We start from the raw sequence: 14,864 nt of genomic DNA on the forward strand, positions 1-14,864 counted from the left end.
CCTACTGGCGAAGGCGTTATTCTTCAAGCAAACGGCGAATACGCCAGCCAAGGTATTTGTCCCATAAAATTTTCCATTTCGGGTCTGTCGGGGTTGTCCGCCAGCCTGGCCGGGCACAAAAATACTGGCTGTTCCCTCTGGCGTTGTCATTTCCCATCGTCCGTATGTGAAAATTTTGCCGCCAAATGACATAGGGCAGGCTCAATTGGTCCCGGCGGCTATGGGCATTGACTTCACGCCACCATGATTCCATCAGTTTGACCACATCGGCATCATGGTGCTTACGGATCAAAACATTATTTTCAAACAACCCGAAATGTTCAGGGAAACCTTCTCCCCGGTACTTCCCTATTTGCCGTTCCATGATTTCGGGGTCGTCTTTGCGCATGTCTATGCATGTTTCCAGTTCCTGATAAATGCAATCCCGAAAAGGATGCCTGAAACCCAAATATTGATAACCGGCGTTGGCGGCCAGCAGTTCAAAAATATCGCCGATGATGTTGATATTGCCATCAATGTACACGCTATAGCGGCAATCATGCTCCCCGATAAACAAATGGGGGAGGATTTTGACCTGCCGAGATTTTCGTGCCGGGTCTAAATTGGAGCCGGGGATTTTTTTGATTTGCCAGACCGAATCGTTGTTAGTGGTCACTGCTAACCATAAGGGTTGGTCAGTGAAACAAATGTAGGTGATTCTTGGGTCTATGACATCAGGGTTGCGTAAGGTTTCGTAATTGTTGGTGATTACGGTATAGACAACCATATTTGTGTCGCTTGGCTGGGGTGCTGGCATGGCGGGCAGAAAAGCGTAGGATCCCAAAAGGGGACGCCTCGTCTAAGGGCGGGTGGTGGCGGCAGGAATGTCCACGGCTTGCTGCCGATGCTACGGGAGCGGGTGCTTCGTAGCCATCATCCAGGCAAGTAAGCCGTGGCTATTATGGGTTTTGTGTTTCCAGCGATGGGTCAGATTTTTTTGACAAACTCTGACTTAAGTTTCATGGCGCCAATGCCGTCGATTTTACAGTCAATATCGTGGTCACCATCGACCAGGCGGATATTTTTGACTTTAGTGCCGACCTTGACCACTAATGATGAGCCTTTGACCTTGAGGTCTTTGATGACGGTGACGCTATCCCCGTCTTGTAGCACGTTGCCGTTTGCATCCTTAATGATGCGGCCCTCGCCGCTCTCTTCAGTTGCGCCTTCCTTAGGCCACTCATGGGCGCATTCGGGGCAGATGTACATACTGCCGTCTTCATAAGTGAATTCTGAGCCACATGCCGGGCATTGGGGGAGATTACTCATTGCTTATACCTTATCTAAAAAATCTCAACCCTGAGGGATACAGGGCTTGTTGATTCGGCATGATGCCAGATTAAGGCGTTTATTGTCCACTAAACTTAGGGGGATGGTATGGGGCATGGCCAGAAATGCCGGGGTTTTGGGGGCGGTTGATTGCTGCCCGTCCTCATGGGTTTAGGCTCTCAAACCCATGAGGTGGTTTGTGTTGAAGTGACCTGGCGTGCCTGCCAGTATTCTGGCGGGCCGATAGGCGTTAAACCCTCAACAATGCTTTTGCCATCCTTTCTGAAAGCTGTTCTTCAACAAATTGCGGCTCATTGGGTGGATAAAGTTCTACTTCATCCAATTCGAAGTTGTATTCCTTGCCTAAGGCAATCAGTTCCCTGATTTTCTGTACGGCCAGCAGTTTTTCCTTTAGCTCAGGGTCTGTTTTGGCCTGTTCGGAAAAGGCTTTGATTTGTGCTATTGACATGGTGTTGCTCCTTTTTAAAGGTGCTTTGCTTGATGGGCAAAGCGGTTGATGAAAAAATGTTTAAACGCCATACGGCGACTGTATCCAATCTTTCAGGACGGCGGCGTCGCGTTCGGGTAGATAAGAAAAATCCCCGCTGATGTCATTGAATACGGCGACCCCGCATTGTGGGGGTATCCATTTGTTTTTAAGCATGTAAAAAAACCACGCAAAGGGATAGCCTGCCTGACGGTCAAAACGGGTGAGCAGGTTATGTAGCTGCACGCCTTTTTGGCCTCGCAGGTCTTCCAGTTGTGGCAAGTTTTTGGGCTGGGTGTTGATGATCTCCACGTTGATCTGCTGTTCGCCGAAACGTCCGGTGTTACGGAACGGGCGCACGATCCAATCATCGGACAACAGGGCTTTTTGCTGGGCGCTGCTGCGGTTCCAGTCATCCATAAAGCGTTGCACCGGATGTTGGTCGGGGTGGTATTTGTTGATTTCGCCCATGAACACGGGCACATCGGTTTTACGCCGATACGCGTAACGGGCGGTGCCGATGCCGAAGGTGTCGACATATTCGGGGGACAAGGGGTCGATGAACTCCTCCAAATCGTCTGGCGGGCAGGTATTGCTGACCAATAGGCGGTCAGACATTTCGCGGATTTTGTCGATGTCCACTTGGATGAAGTCTTCCGCTTTGCGGCCAGTTTGGATGACAAAATATAAGGTGTTGCCGGTTTGCCGTGTGGCGATCAGCTGTTGCTCGCGGGTGTGGTCGATCAGGGTTTGTAAGTCCTTGCCGCATTCTATAAAGGTGCGCTCCGTCCATTCCACCAAATCGCTGGCGATACGCTTGCCGTGCATATCGACAATGCCGCCCAAACGGTACCATTCGCTGCCCGTGCGGGCTAGGCGCACCGGACAATCGGGTATCAAGGCTTGGATTTTTGCCAACAATTGCCCGTCATTTTGGCCCGGCAAGGTGTTTTTGCACAGTTTTGCCAATTGTTGCCCGTCCAATGGGGACGCGACCGGGTGCGTCTGAAAAAGGGGTTCCGCCATCATCATATTTCCGGTGTTGGATTTTGGGCTTGCACATGGGGATGCCCGGACAAGCGTTCCCGTACCGCCGCCCGTACGTCGGGTTCCGGGTCATCGGCCAACGCGGCCAACGCTTCGGGCGCCACCCGTTGCACGGCGGTATAGCGCACCACCCAATCAGGGTCTGCCAATAAAGCAACGGCATCGTCAGGTTCCATGCGCCCGGCGACGATGCGCCGGACTTCGGCGGCGTCGTCATGCGCCATCAACCCTAAGCTGACTTCCGGCAGGCGCTCGGCGACCACTTGCCTGACTTGTACGTCACGGTCACGGATGAGCCGGAACAAGCGCCCTTGCGGTAAGCGTCTGGCGACGGTCAGGCGCACAATGTAATCAGGATCCGCCGCCAATTGTTCGAGATTTTCCGGCGCGATACGGTCAGCCACCGTCATCCGCACTTCGCGGTCACTGTCGTTGATGAGCGCGGGCAACTGCGATGGGGGCAAACGGTAGGCAACGGCGCGCCTGACCACTTCATCCCCGTCGTTGACCAGTTCCGCCAACGCTTTCTGCGGGGCATAACGCACGGCTATCGCCCGGCGTTCCCAAAAAGGGTCATGCAGGAAATGTTCGGCGTAAGCCGGGTTGACACGCAAAAACCGGTCGATTTGCCGTCCGCTTTCAGCGGAAATGCAGGTGTCGCCGGGCATGCAGCGGCCCGCCAGCAAGGTTTTGCCGCGAAACGGGCAAAGGCTGCAATCGGCGATAGGGACGGTAACGGGGCTTTCTCGACCGGGCATAGGCATTGTTTAGTCAGGGATAATTTCGGCAACGACGATGCCGGTTGCCGTTTGGTAATCGGTGGTCAGGCATAAGCAGTGCTCACGGCCGTCTATCAAATATAAATTGAATTTTTCCAGTTCCAGCACAGGGGTATTGTTGGGCAAGTCGTCATCCATGCAATAGGTGAAATGGATGGGTTGGTAATCTTGCCTGAGTGTTGACACGGTATCGTCGTCTAAACCTAGGGTTTGGATTTTTCCGGCGATGGCTTGGAGTTGTTCGGTTGTTATCATGCTAATCCCCTTTTTTTGGTAGGGTGGGCAAGCTCTCCTGCCCACCATGTGTGTCCGTAGCAGGCGGGCAGGACAGCATCGCCTAAAGCACCTGCTGTGGCTTGCCCGCCTTACGGATTAACCGCTAATCACCCAACCGCTTCCTGCCCAAACTTAAACCGTTCACCCGCATCAATGCCCATCGCTTTTGCCAACCACGGCGGCGGTGAACCGGCCATGACGGTTTGCAATTGGCTGATGATGCCGGCAAGGCTGGCCACTTCGTCCAGTTTCATCGGATGGATACCCAACCGGACGATTTTAGCCGCCGCCGGGCCACCGACCGATGCGACATAGAGCACTTTGCAATCCTGGATCTGTTCGGCGCGGTAGACGTTTTTGTCGTCCACCACCAAACCTTCGGGGATTTCGGCGGTGCGGATGCCGATCAGCCGCGCTTCCTCGGCATTGACTTGGTAGACCATAAACCAAGCACAAGCCCCAAAATGCCCGTTGACATGGATGGCGTCATCGCTGGCGCAGGCAATGCGTACCGAATTGGGCAGGTCGCCGTCTTGGTACGCTTGCGTGGCAGGCAGGATTTTTTCCGGGGCGGTGTTGCTAAGGATCTTTAAAGCCTGTTGCAACACCGTGCTGTCGACTTGGGCAAGCGCGCCGCCATCGGCTTGGCGAAAGGTCTCCAAAGCGATGGTGGCGATTTTGCTTTCGGTCATAGGTGCCTCCACACAATCGGACAATACGGCGAGCAGCCGTTTGCTATCGGTGTTGGGTAGGGCGCGGGCGGCTAGGGCGATGCGTAAGGCCAGTTCCCGTGACAGCGCGTTCTGGCTCATGGCCTTATGCCTCTAGCGGTAAGATGCAGTTGTCTATCGGACAGACCTTGACGCATTGCGGCACGTCAAAATCGCCTTCACACTCTGTGCAAGTGCGTTTGTCAATCTTGAAGACCACAGGGCCTTCGGTGATGGATTGGGTGGGGCAAACGGGTTCGCAGTCACCGCAGGAAATGCAGTCTGCTTCAACAATATAAAGGGCCATTAGTCTTCTCCTGAATCTAAGCGTTTTGCGCGTAAGGTGATGGGGAAGTCGGGCATGGCAATGGGCTCAAAGTAGTATTTTGAACCATCCGCCAGCAGGACTTCACCGCCCCATTTGTCAGCGGTGTCAAATTCGACGGATTCCGCGACTTCTTCCAAGTCTTTTTTCGGCACGTAGAAGACCAACTTGCCTTCCGGGTTCTTTTTCAACATGACGCTAGGCATTGGGGTTCTCCGTTGGGATTTTTTGACAAGGCATGAGTAGGTTGGGTTACGACTGCATGGATGCAGAAGGTAGGGCAACGCATGGAGCAGTTGCCGAGCGATAGACGTAACCCAACATTCAATGCAGGTTATGTCGGGTTACGCTATCGCTAACCCGACCTACATTTACCTACAGTTAACGGATCAAATCGTAGTTGTAATCCGTGGTGCCCATGCCTTTGGTTTCTTTGTCCAACTGCTCCAGCACTGCGTTGACCAAGGTGGTCAGCATGTAAATCGCGCCTTCGTAACCTAAGGTGGTCATTCTGTGCAGATGGTGGCGGTCAAAGATAGGGAAGCCGATACGGATCAATGGCACTTCGTCCGCTTCGCCTTTGTAGAAGGTGTCGCGTTGGATGAATTTGCCGTAGGAGTTGCCGATCATGAAGTCCGGTTTGTTGGTGAACATCAAGGAGCGGAAATGCCACAAGTCACGGCCAATGTGGATTTGGGTGTTTTTGCCATAAGGCGATGCCGCGCAGATTTTTTCCATTGCTTTCAGCCAACGTTTGTTGGCGTGGTTGCACAATACGTCTGATGGCTCTGCACCCAGTTCCAACAAGAATTTGGTCATACCCATGACGAAATCGGCATCACCGTACAATGCAAACTTTTTGCCATGCAGCCAAGCGTGCGAGTCAGTGATCATGTCCACCAAACGTCCGCGCTCCAATTCCAATGAGGCAGGGATTTCTTTGCCAGTCAGTTTTGAGATGGTCATCAAAAATTCGTCAGTCCATTCCAAGCCCATCGGGATGTTGATGGCGGTCGCTGGTTGATGCCAGATGTTTTGCACGAATTTCTTGGTTTTTTCCAATTGCCAAGGTTGCAACAGGAGGGTGTCGATGGCGTTAGGCGCGTCTTTGACTTCCGCTTGGGTCGTGCCGCCGGAATACATGCGGAAAGTGCCATCGGCAGGGGTGTCAAGGACTTCGGAAGGGTCGCTCAACAAGGAATAATCCACGCCCATTTCTTTCATCATGCGGTGCATGACGCGGAAATTGCCCAAGTAAGTTTCAAAGCCTGGCACCAGGTTGATTTTGCCATTGCTGCCGACGGCTTTGCCTTCCATGTGGTTGAGCGTGAAATACTTCGCCATGCCTTCGAACATATTGTCCCAACCCGTGGTGTGGCTACCGACGAAGCTTGGCGTGTGCGCGAATGGGGTCGGGTAATCTTGCTCGATATGGCCGGCTTTTTTGGCGTTGTTGATGAACGCGTTCAAGTCGTCACCGATCACTTCCGCCATACATGTTGTTGATACAGCGATGATGTCGGGTTGGTACAAGGCTTTGGCGTTTTCCAAACCGGCGAACATGTTTTTTTGTCCGCCAAAAACGGCCGCGTCTTCTGTCATTGAGTCGGATACACAAGAGATCGGCTCTTTGAAATGACGGTTGAAGTAAGTACGGAAGTACGCGACACAACCTTGCGAACCATGGACGTAGGGCATGGTTTTTTCAAAACCCAAGGCACATAAAACCGCGCCTAAGGGTTGGCAAGCTTTGGCAGGGTTGACGGTCAAGGCTTCACGGTTGAAGTTCAGCTCTTGGTATTCCTTGGTGGTCGTCCATTGGAACACTTCATCAATTTTTTCTTGCTCATGGCGTTCTTCATAAGCAGCGCGTTTGTTAGCCAGATTGTCCTTATATTCGTCAGTTCTGAATAAAGGATAGCTGGGTTGGATGTTATCGACTTCTTGGCTCATGGTAATCTCCTACGCGCCACTAATCTGTGGACGACGTTATGGGGGGAAGAATTTGTTGTTCCGCATTCCTACGCGATGCAAGGAATCGGATGTAGGTTGGGGTGTACCCATAGGGCATAAAAGGTACGGACCCCAACATGGGCGTTTCCGTACCCCTGTTGTTGGGGTTCCTATCGTTTCATGCCCTTTAGGGTATACCCCAACCTACGGTTTTGCGTTCCTTACGCAGCGACTTTCACCGCTTCGCTACTCGCATCGGTTTTCCACGGTGCTTTCACTTGTTTCCAGCAAGGGTTATTGATCGTCATGTCCATATCGCGGGCGAAGATGGCGAAGCCGTCATAGCCGTGGTAGGGGCCGGAATAATCCCAAGAGTGCATTTGCCGGAATGGCACGCCCATTTTTTGGAAAATGTATTTCTCTTTGACGCCGGAGCCGACCAAGTCAGGTTGGACTTTCTTGACGAACTCTTCAAACTCATAACCGGTGACATCGTCGTACAACAAGGTGGCGTTGCCCATTTCTTTGATGGTACGGTCATAATCGTCGTTGTGGCCGAACTCATAACCGGTACCGACCACTTCCATGCCCAAATCTTCATAAGCACCGATGACGTGGCGTGGACGCAAACCGCCGATGTACAACATCACGCGTTTGCCTTCCAGGCGAGGTTTGTATTTGGCGATAACGGCTTCATATTCCGCTTCGTAGCGTTTGATGACGCGTTCCGCACCTTCTTTGATGGTGTCATCAAAGTGCGAAGCGATGCGGCGCAAGCTTTCGGCGATTTTGGTCGGGCCGAAGAAGTTGTACTCAATCCAGGGGATTTTGTACTTTTCTTCCATGTGCCGGGCGATGTAGTTCATCGAACGGTAGCAATGGATCAGGTTCAGCTTCACTTTGGGCGTGTTTTCAATTTCTGCAATGGTGCCGTCGCCGGACCATTGGGCGACCACGCGCAAACCCATTTCTTCCAACAAAGTACGCGAAGCCCAGGCATCGCCGCCGATGTTGTAGTCGCCGATCACGGCCACGTCGTAAGGCGTGGTCGGGAAGCTGTCGTCGCCGTCACGGTTGCCTAAGACCCAATCGCGGATAGCGTCGTTAGCGATGTGATGGCCTAACGATTGCGACACGCCACGGAAGCCTTCGCAACGGACTGGCACAACCGGTTTGTTGATTTCCTTGTTGCCTTTCTTGGCGACCGCTTCAATATCGTCACCGATCAAACCAATCGGACATTCGGATTGGATGCTGATGCCTTTATGTAGCGGGAACAAACCTTCGATTTCGGTGATGATTTTCGCCAGCTTTTTGTCGCCGCCGAACACGATGTCCTTTTCGGTGAAATCAGAAGTGAAATTCATGGTGCCGAAGGTGTTGACACCTGTGGTACCGACGTAATAGTTACGGCGACCGGCGCGGGAATATTGGCCGCAGCCGACCGGGCCGTGGCTGATATGGATCATGTCCTTGATCGGGCCCCAGACCACACCCTTTGAACCGGCATACGCGCAACCACGGATGGTCATCACGCCAGGCAAAGATTTGCGGTTGGAGGTGATACATTTATTGGATTTTTCGAGTGACTGGTCGTTGACCGCCAAATGTTTGGCGCGGTCCTTTTTGGCCTGTTCGGGATAAATTTCCAGAACTTCCTGAATCAACGCTTCGGTCTCTTCTCTGGTTAAAGCTGCCATGTGAATCTCCTAACGGATGCCATGGGTAATCCCCCATAGGCATGGTTTGAGGAATATAAACGTAGGATGGGCTGTATCCTTTAGGGCATAAAAGGTATGGAGCCCATCGCTAACCTTTGGGATTGATGGGCTTCCTCGCGTCAGCCCATCCTACGCACTGCGGTCAAGATTAAGCGGTTGCTTCTTCGGCAGCTGTTTTGCCGATAACTGACTCATCTTCTTGTTCCAAGATACCGAATTCCATCATCAGCTCTTCCAACTCGTCCATAGTGATCGGTGTTGGGATGATGAAGTTACGGTTGTCGCGTATTTTCATAGCCAATTGACGGTATTCGTCGGCTTGTTTGGCAGTGGGTTCGTACTCGATAACAGTCATACGGCGGATTTCTGCGCGTTGCACGACGTTGTCGCGTGGCACGAAGTGGATCATGGTGGTGCCGATTTTGGCAGCCAACGCAGAGATCAGTTCGTCTTCACGGGCAGTGTTACGGCTGTTGCAGATCAAACCGGCCAAACGGACGCTGCCTGAGTTCGCATATTTCACGATACCTTTGGCAATGTTGTTGGCGGCGTACATCGCCATCATTTCGCCCGAGCAAACGATGTAAATTTCTTGCGCCTTGTTCTCACGGATTGGCATGGCAAAACCACCACACACAACATCCCCAAGTACATCATAAAAAACGAAGTCAAGTTCATCATCATAAGCCCCTTCTTCTTCGAGGAAGTTAATCGCGGTGATAACACCACGACCTGCACAGCCGACGCCTGGCTCAGGGCCGCCTGATTCAACGCATTTGATGCCGCCGTAACCGACTTTCAACACGTCTTCCAATTCCAGATCTTCCACGCTGCCTGCTTCCGCAGCCAAGCTCATGATGGTGGTTTGTGCTTTCGCATGTAAGATCAAACGGGTAGAATCCGCTTTAGGGTCGCAGCCGACGATCATCACTTTGTTACCCAGTTCTGCCAAAGCAGAAACCAGATTTTGTGTGGTAGTTGATTTACCGATACCGCCTTTACCGTATATTGCACATTGACGTAATGCCATGATCTTCTCCTGTTTAGGATGTTGTGGTTGATGACATTACCGATAAAGCAATGGCTGTGCCAATTGCATAAATGTTTTTAATTATATGATTTATATGGCTATTATTTATGCATTTTGGATAAGCGCGACGTTGCCTTTCCCACAATTTTGTTTTGCCGATGTAAGCTTGCTTACAGTGTGGTTATTGCCAAGCGGGGTTTTGGTGCTTGGCTATGGGGGGCGGGGGCGTTATGCCGACTGGCGCCTAGGCGGCCCACATGTTGGCGCATCATTAGAACATCCCTGTTTCTAGGTTTTGCATGGAAAATTTTTTACACCCCGCCTTCACAATTGCCATCTTCCTGTTCTTGCATCCTTATAATCACAAAGGCCCAAGACCAAGCCCCGCTTTCTGAAAACCAAGCGTTAACGGTAGTGGCCCCTTAAGTTAAGGATGACGGGCTGTATCGTTCTTGGGCAAAAATAGAATGCCTCAGTTTTGATGTTGAGGAGGTTAGTGAAAGCGCTATTGAGACTGTGAAAGAATTATTTTATGTCCACGAAAATCACGAAAAAACACGAAAGTGTAAAACCAGATTAAATATAAGTTATTGAAAATTATTATTTAAGTGTTTCGTGTTTTTTGTGGGCAATCATTAATTCTTAGAGCATTTTGCAATACTTTCACACAGTCTCCATTGATATTGCCGTCCGTGAAATCCATGACGACGGCTGCCCTGGTGATCCAGACATCGTCCCGGTGGTTGACCGTTTCCGCCTATTGCGTGGGTCAAAAAAATTGCTTTGGTACAATTTTGTGGAAGACGGGTTTGTCGATTACAAGCCACAAAACATCCGTAGGTAAACCCTTTAAATTGTCAGGAAACTGACAAAGCCTGTCCTCCTTTTTCCTTATATAATCCATTGATAATCAAAGATATAAAAATATCCAAAAACTGGATTGGATTTTGCATAAGCATTAGCTATTTAATCCATCAAGGAGTTTTCTATGTCCGCCACGGTATTTTCTGAAATATTAGAGGGCCTTTACGACAATAAAATCGTGCCTTACCTAGGCCCGGGTGTATTGTTCGATGCCAAAAACAAACTCACCGGACAGGACATGCCTGCCGATAGCCATAGCCTGATTTTGGCGATGAACAACGGGCAGCCGATGGCGCCTAAGCTGATGTACGAATTTCCCCGGGCCGCGATGAACCAGGAGCTGAAGCGGGGCCGTAATTTCCTTAGCCAATTCCTCACCAAAACTTACGGGGAAACCGAATGGACACGCGCCGCCGTCCACGACTGGTTGGCGCACTGGAAACCAGCTTATGTCATCGATGTCAACCGCGACACGCAATTGCAGGATAGCTATGCCGATGAGGAACACACGCTGATAGTGGGCGTGGCGCGGATCACCGCCAGCCAGTTCCGTTACCGGATCTATCATTTTGATGGCGGCAGTTATTTTGAAATCCCGCAAGAACAAGTCGATCCGCGTTTCCCGGTGCTGTTCAAGCCGATGGGCACACCCAAGCCGGAAGCCAATTATGTCGCTTCCGATGCCGATTATGTCGATTACATCACCGAGCTGATGGGCGGCTTCGCCATCCCTGAATTCCTGAAAAACTACCGCAAAGGCAAGCAATACCTGTTTCTGGGGTTGCGTTTGAACCGCGATTCCGAACGTATGGTGATGGGCGACATCATCCGGGATGCCGGTGAGCGCAAAGGTTGGGCGCTGATTAAAAGCCCCACCGATAAGGAAGTCCGTTATTGCAAGAAAATCGGTTTGGAGATTATTGACGCCGATGTTGAGGACTGGTTGGAGGTGGTGGGGTTTGCTTACGCACAGAAAAAGACCGCTTGAGGGCTTGCACGCCAGTTACCCCGCCTTAGGCGGCGGATTAAAAGGGACAGGGAATGTCCTGGATACTCCATACAGGCTAGAGGCTAATTTATGAAACCACTACACGCAACTGTCCCGCGCATGGCGTCCCCGTCAGATTCCCTGAAAATAGTGTTTGTCGGCAATGTCGGTTCGGGCAAGACAACCGCCATCGCCTCGGTGAGCGAAGTTCCCGTGTCAGGCACAGAAGCCAAGGCAACGGAAAATGACGCCTTGCACCGGAAGGCGACCACCACGGTGGGCATAGAATACGGTGTGCTGCATGTCCACAACACCAAAGTGCATCTTTACGGCACCCCCGGGCAGCGCCGTTTTGATTTTATGGCGGCCATTGCCTGCCAAGGCGCCATTGGCATGGTGGTCATGATCGACAACGCCCACCAACAGCCTTTGGCGGAAATGGACTATTTCCTGCGACGGCATGGTGATTATTTAAAAAACCATCCTGCCATCATCGCCATCACCCATTACGATGACAACGACACCCAAACGTATTTGATCGAATACCACCGTTACCTGAAAGAACAGGGCATTCCATGCCCGGTCATGCGTTTGGATGCACGGGATAAAAACCAAGTCCGGCTCGTGGTGGAAAAGCTGTATGGCGAAATCGCCAAGCGCCGCGCCATGGCCTGTTGAGCTTGATATGCACAACCCCCAGCCCCTCTACGAACTCCTGCTAGATTCTTGCAGCAGCCAAACTAAGGCCGACAAGCTGATGATCGGCTTGGTCTGGACACTCTGCCAAGACGACAGCCAAGGCCACACGGGTTTGGCGATGAGCCCTGGTGTCGCCACCCGCACCTTGCCTTGGTCGGGCACGTTGGCAGGCAAGCCCGTCACCGACCTGGCGGCATGGATATTGGATTGGGAACCTTATAAAGCCACGGTGGCGATGGCGGCGATCAATTGCTGCCTAAACAGTAGGCCGCTACCCGAATCGGTTCTGCTTGAGCATCACCCGGAACACCCTAACCTGGCCGTGTTCGACCATTTCCTGCCGCAGTTGCAGGGCAAAAACGTGGTGGTCATCGGCCATTACCCTGGCATAGAACGCTACCAAAACCAGATGCGGCTGACGGTGCTGGAAAAACAACCCACGGCGGGCGACTTGCCCGATGCGGCCAGCGAGTTCCTGCTGCCTAACGCCGATTGGGTGTTCCTGACCGCCAGTTCCATCCCCAACAAAACCTTCCCGCGTCTGGCGGAATTGTCCGGTAACGCCAAAACCGTGCTGATGGGGCCGACTGTGCCGTGGTTGCCGCAATTGCACGAGTTTGGCATTGATTATCTGGCGGGCGTGGAAGTCACCGATGCCAATGCCTTGTACCACACCGCCGCCCAAGGTGGCGGGGTGAGGATTTTCCAAAACGGCGTCCGCTACCGCATTGCCCAACTGACCCCGGCCACCAGCCTGGCCTGGCTAAAGCGGCAAATCGCAGATTGTGCCGCCGAAAGGCTACGTCTGACGGCTGAAATGGAAAATTGGTACAACACGGGCAACACTGGCCGTTATCCGGCCTACCGGCTGTTGGAAGAGGCCAACGCCCGTTTGTCGCGGCTTGATAGCAGTTATAAATTGCTATGGGATAGCCACGGCACCCCAACCAACCGTTTGGCTTAATGCCGCAACCATCGCCCATGCTGACTGACGGACTCTTCAAAAACCACCGCTTGATGCTTTATTACAAAGGTGACATCAGCGCCCTGACCCTGTTCGCCCAAAACGGTGACGGCAGTGTCTGTTTCCCAAACCCATTGCCTGTGTTGTCCAGCGCCTTGGAGCCAGAAGCATTCACCGAAGCTAAAATTAGCCTGCACCCTTCGGTGTTGGTCAACGCCATCAACCAGCTTTTGCAGCTCGACAATGATTTGTTGCAAGCGGAATCCGGTTTTAGCGAACAGATCGACACGCCTGGCGGCATTGTCACCGTCCACATGGCGCGGTTCATGTTGCTGGACCCGCCGCATAAATTGCTGCAAAGCCGCGCTTGCCAGCTAAAAACCTTGCCGGAACTGCGGGGCAGGCCACCTGCGGAAATGGAATTGCTGCGCCGCGCTTATGTGAAAGTGATGGAGTCCTGACATGTTCGATTTTATGGACATGGGCTTTGGCCCGACTAGCGACCAGCCCATAACCGGGCCTTATATCCCCGATGCCAGCGATTGCCTACGCTGCGGGCAATGCGTCAGCAGCTGCCCGACCTTCCGCCTATTCCAAACCAACGAAGAAACCCCGCGCAGCCGTATCCGCACCATCAGCAAAATCCTGCTTGAAAACCAAGCCATTACCCCGGATGAACGCCAGTATCTCGACAACTGCGTGCAATGCCGCGCTTGCGAGGCCGTGTGCCCTAGCAAGATGGCTTACGGCGAGTTGTTTGACCAAGCCCGGGCGCAGTTGCACACCGGGCCGGACTGGCTGGGAAAACTGGCGTTTTGGTTCATTGAAAACAAACGCTGGCGGTTTGGGCTACTGCCGTTGCTGGCGGCGTATTTAAAATCGGGTTTGCAAAAGCCCTTGCGGCGGATTGGCTTATTGAAAAAACTGCGTTTGGCTGAGGCCGACGCTTTATTGCTTCAACCTGCGTTAAAGCCCTTGGCGGCGCAGCACCCGGCCATGGGTACAAAACGCGGGCAAGTCGCTTTGTTCACGGGCTGTATCGCCGAGCATTTCGACCAAGGCACCTTGCAAGCCGCCATCACGCTGCTGAACGCGATTGGCTATGAGGTGGTGGTGCCTCCACAACAAGCCTGTTGCGGTGCGGTGCACCAACACAACGGGCAATCCGCCACGGATTTGATAGCAAAAAACCTGGCCGTTTTCAACGCGCTGGAAGCCGATGCCGTGCTGCATACCGCCACTGGTTGCGGGGCGATGTTAAGCGGATACCCAGATGAGGATACTGGAGCGGCGGGGCTATTCAGGCAACGGTTGCAGGATATCCAGGCGTTTTTGCTCGACCACTGGCCTGAAAGCTTGCCATTGCAAGCCTTGCCGGAAAAAGTTGCGGTGCACGAGCCCTGCAGCCAACGCAATGTCTTGAAAAACCAGCAAACGGTGTACGCCTTGCTGGCAAAAATCCCCGGGTTGGAAGTTGCCGCCTTAGCCGATAACCCTCTGTGTTGCGGTGCGGGTGGAAGCTACATGCTCACCCGTCCTGACAATGCCAAGCAATTACGCGGCCTAAAACGGCAAGCGATAGCCGCCGCCCAGGCGGATTGGGTGGTCAGCAGCAATTTTGGGTGTGCGGTTTTTTTGGGTGCCGAGGGCGGCAAAGTTGTCCATCCTTTGCATATCCTCGTCCGGCAGTTGCCTACAAACCTCAAGTAAGCA

At 52.6% G+C, this 14,864-nt stretch carries 18 protein-coding genes; 6 read left to right on the top strand and 12 right to left on the bottom strand.

Features of this window, described 5'->3' with window-relative positions; translation table 11 throughout:
• Positions 1 to 16: 16 nt before the first annotated feature.
• The 12 genes from METMI_RS0108070 to nifH form a co-directional block, all read right to left on the bottom strand.
• Positions 17 to 766, bottom strand: a complete 750-nt coding sequence (locus METMI_RS0108070; protein ID WP_019865774.1) for a glycosyltransferase domain-containing protein — start codon at positions 764 to 766, stop codon at positions 17 to 19.
• A gap of 200 nt (positions 767 to 966) precedes the next feature.
• Positions 967 to 1,308 carry a zinc ribbon domain-containing protein YjdM gene (locus METMI_RS0108075; RefSeq protein WP_029151549.1) on the bottom strand — a complete coding sequence of 114 codons (342 nt, stop codon included), beginning with the start codon at positions 1,306 to 1,308 and terminating at the stop codon, positions 967 to 969.
• 250 nt (positions 1,309 to 1,558) lie between these two features.
• The gene (locus METMI_RS0108080; RefSeq protein ID WP_019865776.1) at positions 1,559 to 1,777 is read right to left on the bottom strand and encodes a Nif11-like leader peptide family natural product precursor; all 219 of its coding nucleotides are present in this window, start codon (positions 1,775 to 1,777) and stop codon (positions 1,559 to 1,561) included.
• A 60-nt stretch (positions 1,778 to 1,837) separates the two neighbouring features.
• Complete coding sequence (locus tag METMI_RS0108085; protein WP_232215193.1) at positions 1,838 to 2,827, bottom strand: hypothetical protein; 990 nt, start codon at positions 2,825 to 2,827, stop codon at positions 1,838 to 1,840.
• Complete coding sequence (locus tag METMI_RS0108090; RefSeq protein ID WP_019865778.1) at positions 2,824 to 3,600, bottom strand: 4Fe4S-binding leucine-rich repeat protein; 777 nt, start codon at positions 3,598 to 3,600, stop codon at positions 2,824 to 2,826. Before METMI_RS0108090 ends, METMI_RS0108085 begins: the two co-directional genes overlap by 4 nt.
• A 9-nt stretch (positions 3,601 to 3,609) precedes the next feature.
• Positions 3,610 to 3,876 carry a DUF6129 family protein gene (locus METMI_RS0108095; protein WP_019865779.1) on the bottom strand — a complete coding sequence of 89 codons (267 nt, stop codon included), beginning with the start codon at positions 3,874 to 3,876 and terminating at the stop codon, positions 3,610 to 3,612.
• Between the two features lie 128 nt (positions 3,877 to 4,004).
• Complete coding sequence (locus tag METMI_RS0108100) at positions 4,005 to 4,709, bottom strand: NifB/NifX family molybdenum-iron cluster-binding protein (RefSeq protein WP_019865780.1); 705 nt, start codon at positions 4,707 to 4,709, stop codon at positions 4,005 to 4,007.
• Positions 4,710 to 4,713: 4 nt separating this feature from the next.
• On the bottom strand, positions 4,714 to 4,914 hold the full coding sequence (locus METMI_RS0108105) for a 4Fe-4S dicluster domain-containing protein (protein ID WP_019865781.1): 201 nt from the start codon (positions 4,912 to 4,914) through the stop codon (positions 4,714 to 4,716).
• Positions 4,914 to 5,126, bottom strand: coding sequence for a putative nitrogen fixation protein NifT (gene nifT, locus METMI_RS0108110; RefSeq protein ID WP_232215194.1), 213 nt, complete (start codon positions 5,124 to 5,126; stop codon positions 4,914 to 4,916). Before nifT ends, METMI_RS0108105 begins: the two co-directional genes overlap by 1 nt.
• 187 nt (positions 5,127 to 5,313) lie before the next feature.
• Complete coding sequence (nifK, locus tag METMI_RS0108115; protein ID WP_019865783.1) at positions 5,314 to 6,885, bottom strand: nitrogenase molybdenum-iron protein subunit beta; 1,572 nt, start codon at positions 6,883 to 6,885, stop codon at positions 5,314 to 5,316.
• 221 nt (positions 6,886 to 7,106) lie between these two features.
• A complete protein-coding gene (nifD, locus tag METMI_RS0108120; protein ID WP_019865784.1) occupies positions 7,107 to 8,585 on the bottom strand; it encodes a nitrogenase molybdenum-iron protein alpha chain in 1,479 nt (492 codons plus the stop codon).
• A 169-nt stretch (positions 8,586 to 8,754) separates the two neighbouring features.
• On the bottom strand, positions 8,755 to 9,636 hold the full coding sequence (gene nifH, locus METMI_RS0108125; protein ID WP_019865785.1) for a nitrogenase iron protein: 882 nt from the start codon (positions 9,634 to 9,636) through the stop codon (positions 8,755 to 8,757).
• A gap of 652 nt (positions 9,637 to 10,288) precedes the next feature.
• On the opposite strand from nifH, the gene METMI_RS23425 reads away from it, so the two are divergent.
• From METMI_RS23425 to METMI_RS0108160, 6 genes are all read left to right on the top strand, one after another.
• The gene (locus METMI_RS23425; RefSeq protein WP_019865787.1) at positions 10,289 to 10,480 is read left to right on the top strand and encodes a hypothetical protein; all 192 of its coding nucleotides are present in this window, start codon (positions 10,289 to 10,291) and stop codon (positions 10,478 to 10,480) included.
• A 144-nt stretch (positions 10,481 to 10,624) separates the two neighbouring features.
• Complete coding sequence (locus METMI_RS0108140; protein ID WP_019865788.1) at positions 10,625 to 11,488, top strand: SIR2 family protein; 864 nt, start codon at positions 10,625 to 10,627, stop codon at positions 11,486 to 11,488.
• Positions 11,489 to 11,578: 90 nt separating this feature from the next.
• Positions 11,579 to 12,166: a GTP-binding protein gene (locus METMI_RS23430; RefSeq protein ID WP_232215195.1), complete on the top strand. Its 588-nt coding sequence runs from the start codon at positions 11,579 to 11,581 to the stop codon at positions 12,164 to 12,166.
• Positions 12,129 to 13,151: a Rossmann-like domain-containing protein gene (locus METMI_RS0108150; protein ID WP_019865790.1), complete on the top strand. Its 1,023-nt coding sequence runs from the start codon at positions 12,129 to 12,131 to the stop codon at positions 13,149 to 13,151. Before METMI_RS23430 ends, METMI_RS0108150 begins: the two co-directional genes overlap by 38 nt.
• Positions 13,152 to 13,168: 17 nt before the next feature.
• Positions 13,169 to 13,612 (top strand): hypothetical protein, encoded by a 444-nt coding sequence (locus tag METMI_RS0108155; RefSeq protein WP_029151551.1) that lies wholly within the window; start codon positions 13,169 to 13,171, stop codon positions 13,610 to 13,612.
• Position 13,613: 1 nt separating this feature from the next.
• Positions 13,614 to 14,861, top strand: coding sequence for a (Fe-S)-binding protein (locus tag METMI_RS0108160; RefSeq protein ID WP_019865792.1), 1,248 nt, complete (start codon positions 13,614 to 13,616; stop codon positions 14,859 to 14,861).
• Positions 14,862 to 14,864 lie beyond the last annotated feature (3 nt).

The organism is Methylovulum miyakonense HT12, assembly GCF_000384075.1.
GTDB classification, from domain to species: Bacteria; Pseudomonadota; Gammaproteobacteria; order Methylococcales; family Methylomonadaceae; genus Methylovulum; species Methylovulum miyakonense.